Annotated in this window: 14 protein-coding genes and 1 riboswitch; of the genes, 9 read left to right on the top strand and 5 right to left on the bottom strand. The window is 73.3% G+C overall.

Annotated features, from left to right (window positions below; all coding sequences use genetic code 11):
* Positions 1–181: 181 nt before the first annotated feature.
* The 3 genes from ACWCPF_RS16635 to thiO all read right to left on the bottom strand — a co-directional run bounded on the left by ACWCPF_RS16635 (position 182) and on the right by thiO (position 2,355).
* Positions 182–976 carry a thiazole synthase gene (locus ACWCPF_RS16635; protein WP_451045744.1) on the bottom strand — a complete coding sequence of 265 codons (795 nt, stop codon included), beginning with the start codon at positions 974–976 and terminating at the stop codon, positions 182–184.
* A gap of 3 nt (positions 977–979) precedes the next feature.
* Positions 980–1,180 carry a sulfur carrier protein ThiS gene (gene thiS / locus ACWCPF_RS16630; protein WP_451045743.1) on the bottom strand — a complete coding sequence of 67 codons (201 nt, stop codon included), beginning with the start codon at positions 1,178–1,180 and terminating at the stop codon, positions 980–982.
* Complete coding sequence (gene thiO, locus ACWCPF_RS16625) at positions 1,177–2,355, bottom strand: glycine oxidase ThiO (RefSeq protein ID WP_451045742.1); 1,179 nt, start codon at positions 2,353–2,355, stop codon at positions 1,177–1,179. The genes thiS and thiO overlap by 4 nt, the downstream gene beginning before the upstream one ends.
* A riboswitch (TPP riboswitch) is annotated at positions 2,353–2,464 on the bottom strand. It overlaps the preceding gene by 3 nt.
* 52 nt (positions 2,465–2,516) lie before the next feature.
* On the opposite strand from thiO, the gene ACWCPF_RS16620 reads away from it, so the two are divergent.
* The 6 genes from ACWCPF_RS16620 to ACWCPF_RS16595 all read left to right on the top strand — a co-directional run bounded on the left by ACWCPF_RS16620 (position 2,517) and on the right by ACWCPF_RS16595 (position 7,620).
* Positions 2,517–2,867 (top strand): hypothetical protein, encoded by a 351-nt coding sequence (locus ACWCPF_RS16620; RefSeq protein ID WP_451045741.1) that lies wholly within the window; start codon positions 2,517–2,519, stop codon positions 2,865–2,867.
* A 46-nt stretch (positions 2,868–2,913) separates the two neighbouring features.
* Positions 2,914–4,158 (top strand): NAD(P)/FAD-dependent oxidoreductase, encoded by a 1,245-nt coding sequence (locus ACWCPF_RS16615; RefSeq protein WP_451045740.1) that lies wholly within the window; start codon positions 2,914–2,916, stop codon positions 4,156–4,158.
* An 84-nt stretch (positions 4,159–4,242) separates the two neighbouring features.
* Positions 4,243–4,608: an Rv2175c family DNA-binding protein gene (locus ACWCPF_RS16610; RefSeq protein WP_451045739.1), complete on the top strand. Its 366-nt coding sequence runs from the start codon at positions 4,243–4,245 to the stop codon at positions 4,606–4,608.
* 216 nt (positions 4,609–4,824) lie between these two features.
* Positions 4,825–5,472 (top strand): thiamine phosphate synthase, encoded by a 648-nt coding sequence (gene thiE, locus ACWCPF_RS16605; RefSeq protein WP_451045738.1) that lies wholly within the window; start codon positions 4,825–4,827, stop codon positions 5,470–5,472.
* Between the two features lie 118 nt (positions 5,473–5,590).
* The gene (gene metF / locus ACWCPF_RS16600) at positions 5,591–6,514 is read left to right on the top strand and encodes a methylenetetrahydrofolate reductase [NAD(P)H] (protein WP_451045737.1); all 924 of its coding nucleotides are present in this window, start codon (positions 5,591–5,593) and stop codon (positions 6,512–6,514) included.
* Between the two features lie 56 nt (positions 6,515–6,570).
* The gene (locus ACWCPF_RS16595) at positions 6,571–7,620 is read left to right on the top strand and encodes an SCO2102 family sporulation regulator (RefSeq protein ID WP_451045736.1); all 1,050 of its coding nucleotides are present in this window, start codon (positions 6,571–6,573) and stop codon (positions 7,618–7,620) included.
* A gap of 123 nt (positions 7,621–7,743) precedes the next feature.
* Here the strand turns inward: ACWCPF_RS16595 and ACWCPF_RS16590 are convergent, their stop codons facing one another.
* Positions 7,744–9,261, bottom strand: a complete 1,518-nt coding sequence (locus tag ACWCPF_RS16590) for a phytoene desaturase family protein (RefSeq protein WP_451045735.1) — start codon at positions 9,259–9,261, stop codon at positions 7,744–7,746.
* A 474-nt stretch (positions 9,262–9,735) separates the two neighbouring features.
* On the bottom strand, positions 9,736–10,362 hold the full coding sequence (locus ACWCPF_RS16585; protein WP_451045734.1) for a TetR/AcrR family transcriptional regulator: 627 nt from the start codon (positions 10,360–10,362) through the stop codon (positions 9,736–9,738).
* A gap of 217 nt (positions 10,363–10,579) precedes the next feature.
* Here ACWCPF_RS16585 and ACWCPF_RS16580 point away from each other — a divergent pair, with 217 nt between their 5' ends.
* From ACWCPF_RS16580 to ACWCPF_RS16570, 3 genes are all read left to right on the top strand, one after another.
* Positions 10,580–11,173 (top strand): SAV_6107 family HEPN domain-containing protein, encoded by a 594-nt coding sequence (locus ACWCPF_RS16580; RefSeq protein WP_451045733.1) that lies wholly within the window; start codon positions 10,580–10,582, stop codon positions 11,171–11,173.
* Positions 11,174–11,387: 214 nt separating this feature from the next.
* Positions 11,388–12,158 (top strand): methyltransferase, encoded by a 771-nt coding sequence (locus tag ACWCPF_RS16575; protein ID WP_451045732.1) that lies wholly within the window; start codon positions 11,388–11,390, stop codon positions 12,156–12,158.
* 275 nt (positions 12,159–12,433) lie between these two features.
* Positions 12,434–12,844: a DUF3040 domain-containing protein gene (locus ACWCPF_RS16570; protein ID WP_451045731.1), complete on the top strand. Its 411-nt coding sequence runs from the start codon at positions 12,434–12,436 to the stop codon at positions 12,842–12,844.
* Positions 12,845–12,956: the final 112 nt, after the last annotated feature.

The raw sequence follows: 12,956 nt of genomic DNA, 5'->3' as shown, positions 1-12,956 counted from the left end.
CCCGCCTCCACGACGATCGGTCCCCGACTGCAGCCGAGCTGTGACGCGAGTGGGGGCCGGAGGGGCCCATGGAGGTTCGGCCGCCGACGGCGCTGAGCCCCACGAGAGACGCCCACTTCTCGGCCGACTGGAACGGGTGGTGCGGGGGTGGGCGATGTTTTTTTCGGGGGTGGACCGGGGGTCAGAAGGCGGGGCGCTCGGGGTCCAGCGCCGCGAGGCCGGCCGCAGGGGAGGACGCCGAGGCGAAGTAACGGCGGGGGATCCGACCTGCGAGGCGGGCCGACCTGCCCGCCTCGACCCCGGCCCGCATGGCGGACGCCATCCGCTCGGGGTCCGCCGACCGCGTCACCGCCGACGCCAGCATCACCCCCGCACACCCCAGCTCCATCGCCAGCGCCACATCCGACGCCGTACCGGCCCCCGCGTCGAGAATCACCGGCACACGCGCGTGCTCCACGATCAGCTGGAAGTTGTGCGGGTTGCGGATGCCCAGGCCGGAGCCGATCGGCGACCCCAGCGGCATCACCGCGGCGCACCCCACGTCCTCCAGCTTCCTGGCCAGCACCGGATCGTCGTTCGTGTACGGCAGCACCGTGAACCCGTCGTCCACCAGCGTCTCCGCCGCGTCCAGCAACTCGATCGGATCCGGCAGCAGCGTCCGCTCGTCGGCGATGACCTCCAGCTTGACCAGGGACGTGCCCAGCGCCTCCCGCGCGAGCCGAGCCGTCAGCACGGCCTCCCCGGCGGTGAAGCACCCCGCCGTGTTCGGCAGCACCCGGATGCCCAGCCGCTCCAGCACCGACAGCACGGAACCCCGCACCGAAGGGTCGACGCGGCGCATCGCCACCGTCGTCAGCTCGGTCCCGGACGCCACCAGCGCCCGTTCCAGCACCTCCAGGCTGGGCGCACCCCCCGTGCCCATGATCAGCCGGGACGAGAACGACATGCCTGCGAGGACGAAGGGATCGTCGGCCATGGGTCAGCCTCCTTGGACGGCGGTGAGGACCTCGACGCGGTCCCCCTCGGAGAGGGCCGTCGACGACCACCGCGCGCGCGGGACGACGGTTTCGTTCAGGGCGGCGGCCACTCCCGAAGGGGCCGGCGTCAGCGCGCGCACGACGCTGTCGAGAGCCGTGCCGGGGGCGAACTCCCGGCGCTCGCCGTTGACCGAGATGTTCATACCGGCTGCTCCTGGAGCGCGAACCGCGCGAACCGCCGGGGCGTGAAGGGACGGGCCTCGTCCGGGAGCTCCCCGGTGGCCAGCGCCTGCGCCATCGCGTCCCCGGTCACCGGCGTCAGCAGCACGCCGTTGCGATAGTGCCCGGTGGCCAGCAGCAGCCCCTCCAGCTCCGTCGGCCCGAGCAGCGGCGCGTTGTCCGGGGACCCGGGCCGCAGCCCCGCGCGGGTCTCCGTGAGCGGCAGCTCGGTGATCCCCGGGACCAGCTCATGGGCGTCGCGCAGCAGCTCGTACACGCCCCCCGCCGTCACCGTGGTGTCCCAGCCCAGCTCCTCGCTGGTCGCGCCGACGACCAGCTCGCCGTTCTCCCGCGGCACCAGGTAGACCTGGCTGCCGCGCACCACGGCCCGCACGGTCCGGCTCAGGAACGGCGCGTACGGCTGCGGCACGGTCAGCCGCAGCACCTGCCCCTTCACGGGCCGCACGGGGGGCAGGACGTCCGGCGGAACCCCGGTGAGCCGCCCGCTCAGGCTGCCCCCGGCGAGCACCACCTGCCCCGCCGCCAGCGTCGTACCGTCCCGTGTGACGATCCCCGCGGCCCGCCCGTCCACGACGGACAGCCGCTCGGCCCACGCGCGGTGGAAGACCACGCCCGCCCGCTCGCACGCGGCCAGCAGCGCCCCGGCCAGCCGTCGCGGATCGATCTGGTGATCGCCGTCCACCCGCAGTCCGCCGCGCACCCCCGGCGCGAGCAGCGGCTCCAGGCGCCGGCACTCCCGCCCGGACAGCCACTCCGACTCCAGCCCCGACTGCCGCTGCAGGGCGTGCAGTTCGCGCAGATGGGCGCGGTCGTCGGCGTCCAGCGCGACCGCGAGCGTGCCGCACCGCCGGTAGCCGAGGTCGTGGCCGGTCAGCTCGCCCAGCTCGGCCACGAAGTCCGGATACCGGTGGGCCGAGGCGAGGTTGAGGCCGAGCAGGGTCTGCTCGCCGTGGTGCAGTTCGGTGACGGCGGCCAGCATTCCGGCGGCCACCCGCGCGGCCCCGCCGCCCGGCTCCGGGTCCAGCACCGCCGTGGCGAAGCCGCGCTGCGCGGCCCGCCAGGCCGTGACCAGCCCGATGATCCCGCCCCCGATGACGAGGACGTCTGACGTACGTGGAGACGACAGTGGAGACGACATGGGCGTCCAGCCCCTCCCTTCGCCGGCATGACCCGGATCAGGTTCGTACGGTCGGAGGCCGCCAGCCTCCCTCTCAGCCCGGTGCGTCCAGGCTCCCGCGAGTGCTCTACGTTGGTCACCCTAGCCCGACCCCGCACACCTCAGTAAGGGAGCCTGCGTCCATGGCACGCTCACTCGACGGCCTGGTCCTCGCTCCCGTCGCCGACCAGGCCCCCGGGCAGGTCGGCACCCGCACCCGCTTCACGTACCACGAGCAGGACGGTGCGATCTGGGCCGAGTACGCGGGCGGCGACGTCCTGAGGGGGCAGCTGGTGGGTACCCGGGAGGGAGACCGGCTCGACTTCCGCTACGTACAGCTCAAGCACGACGGGACGACGTCCTCGGGCCACTGCGTGTCGACCGTCCTGGAGCTGCCCGACGGCCGGGTGCGCCTCGACGAGGCCTGGCAGTGGGAGTCGCAGGCGGGCAGCGGCACGAGCGTCGTGGAGCAGGTCACAGCGCACGACCGCTGACTGACGGGTCGTCAGCTGGCTAGGGTGACATGACTATGGTGATCAGGTGAGCGAGCAGACAGAGCAAGACAGGCCCACGGCGCGGCGCGTGGTCGTCGTCGGCGCGGGCATGGCCGGTGTGCAGACCGCGGTCGCCCTGCGCGACCAGGGCTTCGACGGCACGGTGACACTCATCGGAGCGGAACCCCACCAGCCCTACGACCGGCCCCCGCTGTCCAAGGCCGTCCTGCTCGGCACATCCGAGAGCTCCGCCTTCGACGTCGACCTCGACGGCCTCGGCATCGAGCTGGAGCTCGGCCGCGAGGCCCTCGGCCTGCGCCCCGCCGACCACGAGCTGGACACCGAGCGCGGCCCGGTCCCCTACGACGTCCTCGTGGTCGCCACCGGCGCCGAACCGATCCGGCTGCCCGGCGCCGAAGGCGTGCCCGGCGTGCATCTGCTGCGCACCCTGGACGACGCCGAACGGCTACGGCCCGTGCTCGCCCGACAGCACGACGTCGTGGTCGTCGGCGCCGGCTGGATCGGCGCGGAGTTCGCCACCGCCGCACGCGGGGCCGGCTGCGCGGTCACCGTCGTCGAGGCCGCCGACCGGCCGCTGGCCGGGGCCCTGCCCGCCGAGGTCGCCGCCCCGATGGCCGCCTGGTACGCCGACAGCGGCGCCGTTCTGCGCACCCACGCACGCGTGGCGCGCGTCGAGCCCGGCGCGGTCGTCCTCGACGACGGCTCGCGGCTGCCCGCCGACGCCGTCGTGGTCGGCATCGGCGCCCGCCCCGCCACCGCCTGGCTGACCGGCTCCGGCGTTGAGCTGGGCGCGCACCGCGAGGTCGTGGCCGACGCCGCGCTGCGCACCTCCGTGCCGGACGTCTACGCGGTCGGCGACTGCGCCTCCTTCCCTTCGGGAAGGTACGGCGAGCGACTTCTCGTCCACCACTGGGACAACGCCCTCCAGGGGCCGCGCACGGTCGCGGCGAACATCGTCGGCGCGAGCACCGACGAGCCCCTGGCCGTCTATGACCCCGTCCCGTACTTCTGGTCCGAGCAGTTCGGCCGTTTCGTCCAGTACGCCGGGCACCACGCCGACGCCGACCGCACCCTGTGGCGCGGCGACCCGTCCGGACCGGCCTGGACGGTCTGCTGGCTGCGCGAGGACCGCCTGGTGGCCCTGCTGGCCGTGGGGCGCCCACGCGACCTGGCCCAGGGCAGACGGCTGATCGAGGCGGGCACGCCCATGGACCCGCTGCTCCTCGCGGACCCGGCGAAACCGCTGAAGACGGCGACCGCCGCGGCCTGAACACGCTGGTCCGCCCCGGCCCGGACACCCTGGTCGGACCGGCCCGACTTCCGACTGTCGGTGGCAGATGGCAGGCTTGTTCCCGTGACCGAGATTGACGCAAAGACCGATGTTCTCGTCCCCGCCTGGCTCACCCTGCCCGACATCGCAGAAATGCTCGATGTCGAGGTGACGCGCGTCCGGCAGCTGGTCAAGGACGGCCAGCTCATCGCCGTACGCCGTGGCGAGAACCGCGCACTGCACGTCCCCGCCGCCTTCATCGACGGGGACAAGGTGGTGAAGGGCCTGTCCGGGACCCTGACCCTGCTGCGGGACGACGGCTTCACGGACGAAGAGATGCTGGAGTGGCTCTTCACCCCCGACCCGACCCTCCCCGGCACCCCGGCGCAGGCCCTCAGTGAGAATCGCGGCACGGAGGTGAAGCGCCGCGCCCAGGCGCTCGCCGTCTGACCCGGCGGCGCCCGCGGTCCGACCCCGAGGCGCCCGCCGCCCGATGACCTGACGGCGCCCGCCGCCCGACGACCCGGCGGCGCTTGCCGTCCGACCTGGCGACGTCTGGCGTCCGACCTGGCGACGTCTGGCGTCCGACCTGCGGATTCGAACCGAACGATCCGGTGTACGGGGGCCGCCCGGCCCTCGTACGCCACCACCCTGGGGGGCTTTCGTATGCCTGACACCGCCCGCGCCCGGCTCGCCGACGCCCGGCTGTACCTCTGCACGGACGCCCGCACCCGCCAGGGCGACCTGCCGGAGTTCCTTGACGCGGTCCTCGCGGGCGGCGTCGACATCGTGCAACTGCGGGACAAGGGCATGGAGGCGGCGGAGGAGCTGGAGCACCTCAGGGTCTTCGCCGACGCCTGCGCCCGGCACGGCAAGCTGCTCGCGGTCAACGACCGCGCGGACGTCGCCCACGCCGTCGGGGCCGACGTCCTCCATCTGGGCCAGGGTGACCTGCCGGTCCCCGCGGCCCGGGCGATCCTCGGCGCCGACGTCCTCATAGGCCGCTCCACGCACACCGACGCGGAGGCGGCCGCCGCTGCCGTCCAGGAGGGCGTGGACTACTTCTGCACCGGCCCGTGCTGGCCCACCCCCACCAAGCCCGGCCGGGCCGCGCCCGGCCTCGACCTGGTGCGGCACACGGCCGCCCTCGGCGCCGACCGCCCCTGGTTCGCGATCGGCGGCATCGACCTCGGCAACCTCGACGAGGTGCTGGCGGCGGGCGCTCGCCGGGTCGTCGTCGTCCGGGCGATCACGCAGGCGGACGACCCCGGCGCCGCGGCGGCGGAGTTCGCGAAGCGGCTGAGCCAGGCGTAGCCCGGTCGGGCGGGGCCGGGCTCGGCCACGCGTCCAAGGGGTGGACAACAAGTCGACAATTCGGGCAAATTTCCGGCATTCGGTTGGGGGACCGCCAGCCCCTGGCTAACCTGCGGGTATGGCCCTAGGAACCGCATCCACCAGGACGGACCGCGCGCGCACCGTGCGCGACATCCTGGCGACCGGCAAGAAGACGTACTCGTTCGAGTTCTACGCGCCGAAGACGCCCAAGGGTGAGCGGAGCCTGTGGAACGCGCTGCGCAGGGTCGAGGCGGTCGCACCCGACTTCGTGTCGGTGACGTACGGCGCCGGCGGCTCCACCCGGGCGACCACGGTCAAGGAGACCCAGCAGATCGTCGTCGACACCACCCTGACGCCCGTCGCGCACCTCACCGCCGTGGACCACTCCATCGCCGAACTGCGCAACATCATCGGCCAGTACGCCGACGCCGGGATCCGCAACATGCTCGCGGTGCGCGGCGACCCGCCCGGCGACCCCATGGGCGCCTGGGTGCCGCACCCGAGAGGCCTGACGTACGCCGCCGAACTCGTCCGGCTCATCAAGGAGTCGGGCGACTTCTGCGTGGGCGTCGCAGCCTTCCCCGAGATGCACCCGCGCTCCGACGACTGGGACACGGACGTCGCGCACTTCGTCGACAAGTGCCGGGCCGGCGCCGACTACGCCATCACGCAGATGTTCTTCGAGCCGGAGTCCTATCTGCGGCTGCGCGACCGGGTCGAAACGGCCGGTTGTGTGACTCCGGTCATCCCCGAGGTCCTGCCGGTGACGAGTGTGAAGATGCTGGAAAGCCTGCCCAGGCTCAGCAACGCCCACTTCCCGGCCGCTCTGAAAGAGCGGATCCTCACAGCAAAAGACGATCCGGCCGCTGTACGCTCCATTGGGATCGACTTCGCCACGGAGTTCTGTGCTCGGCTGCTCGCCGAGGGAGTGCCCGGACTGCACTTCATCACGCTCAACAACTCCACGGCGACGCTGGAAATCTACGAGAACCTGGGTCTGCACCACCCGCCGCAGGCCTAGACCGGTCGCACCCACATACGACACACTGCGTAGCGGCCACTGGGAGAGGGGCGTACATGGGCTGGACGGTCCTCTACATCGCGTTCGGCATCGTCGCGTTGTGGCTGCTGGGCGAGGTGCTGCTGCAGTACAAGGCGCGACTGCGCTGGCGATTGCTGGCCTTCGCCGGCTTCCTCGGCGTCGTTCTCGGTGTCCTGATCCCGTCGGTCGTCGTGATCGCGCTGGGCGCGGCCGCCTTCGCGGTCGGTCAGACCTACGTCACGCTGTCGTTCCGTCGCGGCTTCGCCGAAGGCTGGGCCTTCCGGCGCACCGACGCGGACGGGCACGAGGACGAGGGCGCGGACACGGCGGGCGCCCTCGGCTTCCTCTCCAAGCGCCGCCGCGGCAAGGCCGAGCGCCAGGACCCGAGCCTCGAGGGCTCCGACCTGCAGACGGCCGAGGCCGGCTTCGACGTCGCCGCGTCCTACCGCACCGACGACACGGCGTTCGGCCAGAACAAGAACGCCTACGGCGACGACGACTTCGACCGCGACGACGTCTTCACGCCCGCCGCCCGGGGCGGCGACCCCATGGCCGCCGAGACCACCTCCGTCTACGAGCCGCAGCCGCTGCCCGACGAGACCGGCACCTACGGCATATACAGCGACGCCGCCTACGCGGCCGCGACCGGCCAGGCCCAGCAGCAGGGCCAGCCCCAGGACCAGTACGCGACGGCCGCCCAGGGCGCGGACCAGAACTACGGGTACGACAACACCTACTCCGGCTACCACCAGCAGCAGTACGGCTACGACGCCACGGGCGAGCAGCAGTACGCCGCCTACTCCGACCCGTACATCGGCACCCAGACCTACGGCGGCGGCTCCTACGACGCCGGCTACGGCCAGCAGCAGTACGGGCAACAGGGCTACGGCCAGGACCAGTACGGCACCGGCGGCTACGGGGAGACCCCGGCCGGCGGCGTCTGGGTCCCGCAGCAGCGCAACACCGACGACCCGCTGGGCGGCGAACTCCCGCCCGAGCAGCAGCAGTACCCGTACCAGGGCGACGGACAGCAGCCGGGCCAGGGCCAGGGCAACGGCTACGACGAGCAGCAGTATCGGTTCTGACGGCCGCGTTCTCCCAAGAGCCCGGCCACCGGGCCGACTTGCCGGGCAGACCTAGCCGACTTGCCGGGCAGACCTATGGGGCCTGCCTATTGGGCCGACCTGCCGGGCCGACCTACCGGGGGTTCACTGTGAGCCCCGGAACTCCGGGCCCTCCACGATCAGGCCGGACACCAGCGCGCCCGACATGCCCGCGTGCGGGAGCCCGCCGCCCGGGTGCGACCAGCCGCCGACGGTGAACAGGCCTTGCAGTCCCGTGGAGTTGGCGGGATGCAGCAGCCGCCCCCCGGCCGCCGCGAGCGCCGGCGCGGGCACGGACCCGCCCGCCGCGCCGGTCTCCCGCGCGATGTCGGCGGGGGTGCGCACCTCGCGCCACAGAACGCGGTCGCGCAGGCCGGGAACGGCCCGCTCGGCGGCGGCGACCAGCGCCTCCACGTGCTCGTCGCGGATCTCCGCCCCGGCGGGGACCACGGCGGAGAGCGTGACCGACTCATGGTCGCCGTCCGGCGTCAGTCGCGGGTCGTCGGGCCGCATGACCGTGACCGTCGGCTGCGCGGGCACGGACGGCGTCGGACCGAAGAGGCTCTCCAACTCGGCCTCGCGGTCCGCCGTGTGCACCACCGTGCGGTGTGCCGCGCCCTCCGGCCGGGCGCCGCGCAGCGCCAGCAGCACGGTCAGCCGGCTCGGCAGGCCCTGCTGGGGACAGATCTCGCCCGCACCGCGGCCGGGAAGACCGGCGATGCCCCCGGGGGCACCGGCGGCGCTGCCAGGACCACCGGAGATTCTGCCGGGGGCGACCACGAAGTCCGCCTCCGCCACCCTGCCGTCTCCGGCCAGTTCCACGCCCGCCGCCCGGCCGTCCTTCTCCAGGACCCGCACGACCTCGGCGTCGAAGACGAACTCGACCCGGCGGGCCAGGCACCGCTCGTACACCGCACGGGCCAGGTCCCGCATCCCGCCTCGCACGTACCAGGTGCCGAACGCGTGCTCCAGGTACGGCAGGACGGCCGCGCTCGCCGGGGTGACCCGAGGATCGAGGCCGTACGCGAGCGCGTGGCCCTCCAACAGCGCGGCGAGCCGCGGATCGCGCAGCTCCCACGCGCCGACCTCGGCGAGGGTGCCCGCCCGGCGGGTGCGCAGCAGGCGCTTGTGGGGGACCGACGGGTAGGGCTCACGGTCGGCCAGCACCGACCAGTTCGGCCACAGCGGCTCCTCCAGGAGCGGGCGACGCGTACGGTCCCAGGCCTCGCGGGCCCGCACCAGGAAGTCGCCCCAGCGCTGTCCGGCCTGCGCCCCGAGCGCTTCGTCCAGCGCCGAGACGACTCCCGCGCGCGAGGCGTTCGGCAGCGCCGCCTCGGTGCCGTCCGCGAAGAGATGCCGGGCGGACGGGTCGACCTGGACCAGCTCGACGCAGGCCTCCAGCGGCTCCTTGCCCGTCTTGACGAACAGGTCGCGGTAGACGGCGGGGAGGGGCAGCAGCCCGGGACCGGTGTCGAAGCCGAAACCCTCGCGCTCGAAGCGGCGCACCGCTCCGCCGTACGTCTCCGTGCGCTCGTACACCGTCACCCGGTGGCCCGCCACGGCCAGCCGGGCGGCCGCCGCCAGCGCGCCCATCCCGGCGCCGATCACTGCAATCCCTGCCATGCCTGCGACTTTATCGGCCGCCACTGACAGTCACGCCGTCAGCCCGGCGGGGGCGGCCAGGGCGCCGGACCCTGCGCCGTTCCTCCCGCCAGGCGCTGACCGCCGTCCTGAGGATGAGTGCGCAGCCCTGAGTACACGTACCTAGGGGGTGAGTTGAGTACGCGCGCGGATGGGGACCGACCTGCGCGAACGAGAGAGTGGAGACACGGAAAGAGGCGCGGCTCCGGCACCGGCGACACGGGGCGCCGGAACGGAGCGGCCCTCGATCCGCTCCTTCCGCCGACCAGTTCGGCGGGAGCGAGGCACGGGGGGTACCCCGGGGGAACGACCGAACGGGGGAGCAACGGGGGGGACAGGGGAACGGGGGAGCACGAGGAAGCGCCGGTTCGAGGCGGCCCACGGGGGACGTGGCCACCACGGACCGGCGCTTCTTCCTGCACGCGCGCGTGAAGGCGCTCGCAGAAGGCGGCCTCTCTAGCGGCGGCCGCTCACCCGCCCCTGCAGCAGCCGCGACAGCGCCGAGTGGACGTCGTCCAGGGACCGTTCCGGCTGGAACGCCTGCCAGTCCAGGGCGGCCACCAGGACCATGCCGACCAGCGCGGCCGCCGTCAGCGGCACATCGATCTCGTCGCTGAACTCCCCGTTCTCCACGCCCTCGCGCAGCACCGTCTCGACGACGGCCACCGCCTGCTGCCGGACCACCATCAGCGTGGACTGCCAGGCCCGGTTGGTGCGCCACAGCTCGGCGACGTAGAGCTGGGTGAAGGACGGGTACCGGTCGATGAAGACGAGGCCCGCGCGGATCATCGCGTCCAGCGCGTCGACCCGGTCGCCGCCCTCCTGTGCCGTGCGCTCGGCCGCCTCCCGGAGCGAGGCGGTGAGGAGGCCCACGCCGTGCCTCAGCAACTCCTCGAAGAGGACCGACTTGCTCGCGAAGTTGTAGTAGACCGTGCCCTTCGCCACGCCGGCCCGTTCGGCGATCTCGTCCACCGTGGTCGCGGAGAAGCCCTGTTCGGCGATGAGGGTGACGGCGGCTTCGTAGAGCTTCTGCCGGGTGGCCTCGCGGCGGGTGCGGCTGCCCGGGGTGGTGCTGCTTTCCATGGTCCTGATTGTCACAGGAACCCGGACCCCGGGACGCCGGATCCTCACAGGCTCGGTTCCGGGTGCGGCGCCACGCAGCGGCGGCGAGCTGCGCCCGAACCTTCGATCGAAGCAAAAGGCCAGGTCAGAACGGATTGTCAGTGGCATACCGCACGATGGGCACATACGGCATCCCCGTATCGGGGCAGGCCGTCACACAGACGACAGGAGGTTCGTCATGGCCACCTACCACGCATCCGCCGCAAACCGGCGCCGCGCCACCGGCCCTGCCCCCTCACTGACCGGCCCGGCGAGCGATGTGCACCCCGTGCTCCGTCGCACCACGGCCCCGCCCGCCGCCCTCGATCTGCTCGCCCAGGCCCGCGCCGGGCTGGAAGAGGCGGCCGTCCTCGACACCCCCAACGAGCGCTACGCCACGGCCCACCTCGCGGCCCTGCGCACCGCCGCGGCCGTGCTCGCCGCCCGGGGGCGCCCGGATCCCGCGCCCCGCCGGCGGGCCCGGATCCGGAGCGCCTGGGAAGTGCTCCCCGAGATAGCGCCCGAACTCACCGAGTGGAGCGCGCTGTTCGCCTCCGGGGCCCGGCGCCGCGCCCGGGCCGAGGCGGGCATCCAGGGCGCGGCCACCCGCCGCGACGCCGACGACCTGATACGCGATGTGGCGATGTTCCTCCGCCTCGTCGAACGCATGCTGGTGCTCCAGCCCGTCCTGCCCCAGCCCCGCCAGGACGCGGACACCCCGGACGGCCCCCACCCGAACCGAGACCTGCCGAACCGAGACCTGCCGAACCGCGACCTGCCGGACACCGGCTGACGGGGCCCGTCGTTGCGCCGGGGCGGGGTGCCGGGGCGACCCGGTGCACCGCCGGGACCGGGCAATGCGCCGGAGGCAATAGGGTGGAAGTCGCCTGAAGCCTTCCCTCCGCCTGCCCGACCGTCGCCATCCCGGCCGGGCCCGTCGGGGCCGGGGAGGCAGCCCGTTCGCTCCGCCCCGCGAGGGGCGGTGCCGCGCCGAGGAGTCAACTGCCGTGTCGGACCCGATGCGACCCCGCGCCTCTCTCCGTACCGCCGTGGTCTGGGAGGTCCTTCAGGACGCCCTCGAACGCCGGGTCAAGGCGACCGGGCGTGAGTCGCTGGACGTCCTCGACACCGGAGGCGGCAGCGGCAACTTCGCCGTGCCCGTCGCCCTGCTCGGGCACCGGGTCACCGTCGTCGACCCCAGCCCCAACGCGCTGTTCGCCCTGGAGCGCCGCGCCGCCGAGGCCGGCGTAGCCGACCGGGTGCAGGGCGTCCAGGGCGATGCCCACGGCCTCTTCGACGTCGTCGAGCGCGGCGGCTACGACGCCGTCCTGTGCCACGGCGTCCTGGAGTACGTCGACGACCCGGCCGAGGGCGTCCGCAACGTGGTGGCCGCGCTGCGCTCCGAAGGCGTCCTCAGCCTCCTCGCCGCCGGTCTCGGCGGAGCCGTGCTCGCGCGGGCGCTCGCCGGCCACTTCAAGGAGGCCCGGCAGGCCCTCACCGACCCGGACGGGCGCTGGGGCTCCGGCGACCCCGTGCCGCGCCGCTTCACCGCCGAGCAGCTCACCGCGCTGGTCGAGGGCGCGGGCCTCAGGGTCGGCTCTGTGCACGGTGTGCGGGTCTTCGCCGACCTGGTCCCCGGCGTCCTCGTGGACACCGAGCCCGGCGCAGTGGAGGCCCTGCTCAAGCTGGAGGAGGCCGCCGCCGAGCTCCCCGCCTTCCACTCCGTCGCCACCCAGCTTCATGTGCTCGGGGAGACGCAGGGGGCCGACGGGAGCTGAGCGCCTCCCGAGGCGCACCGCTGATCAGGGCCTTGGCTGCGGATGGAGTACGCCACAGGCCCCCCGTTCGGGCGCAGCGCGCCGTATGATCGAGGGAGACCGCCCGGCATGACGGGTCGGCTGCCGGGGAATGGACACCTCAGCAGCCGGGACGTCCATGACGGGCTCCGGTTGGCCAATTGGCGTAGAGGGGCGGGTTTCACGGGGGCGATTCCCTGCCTATCCTGAAGGGACCCCCCGGGTCGCCCCGGCGACTGCACGATGAGGAGGACTCCGTGCCGCTCTCGGAGCACGAGCAGCGCATGCTCGAGCAGATGGAGCGAGCGCTGTACGCCGAAGATCCCAAGTTCGCGTCGGCGCTCGAGGGAAGCGGGCTGCGTACGTACACCCGGCGGCGGGTCTACCAGGCGGTCGCTGGCTTCCTCGTGGGAATCGCGCTCCTCATGGCCGGTATGGTCGCCAAACAGGTCTGGCTGAGCGTGGTGGGCTTCCTCGTCATGCTGGGCTGCGCGGTGCTCGCGGTGACCGGCTGGCGCAAGGCTCCCAAGCCGGGTGAGCAGCCCGCAGCGGGAGCCGGAGCCCCGGGTGCCCGACCCGCCCGCGGTCAGACTCGGCAGAAGCGCTCGATGATGGACCGGATCGAACAGCGCTGGCAGCGCCGCCGTGACGAACAGGGCGGCCACTGACACCACCCACACACGAACAACGCCCGAGGGGGGGGGGGCCCCCCCCCGGGGGGGGCCCCCGATCGGTGTTCGCCAGCCGTGAAAACAAGGACCAGGAGCAACAAAAGGGGGA

The organism is Streptomyces sp. NPDC001858 (assembly GCF_053594615.1).
This window is presented reverse-complemented; position numbering and strand designations above follow the sequence as displayed.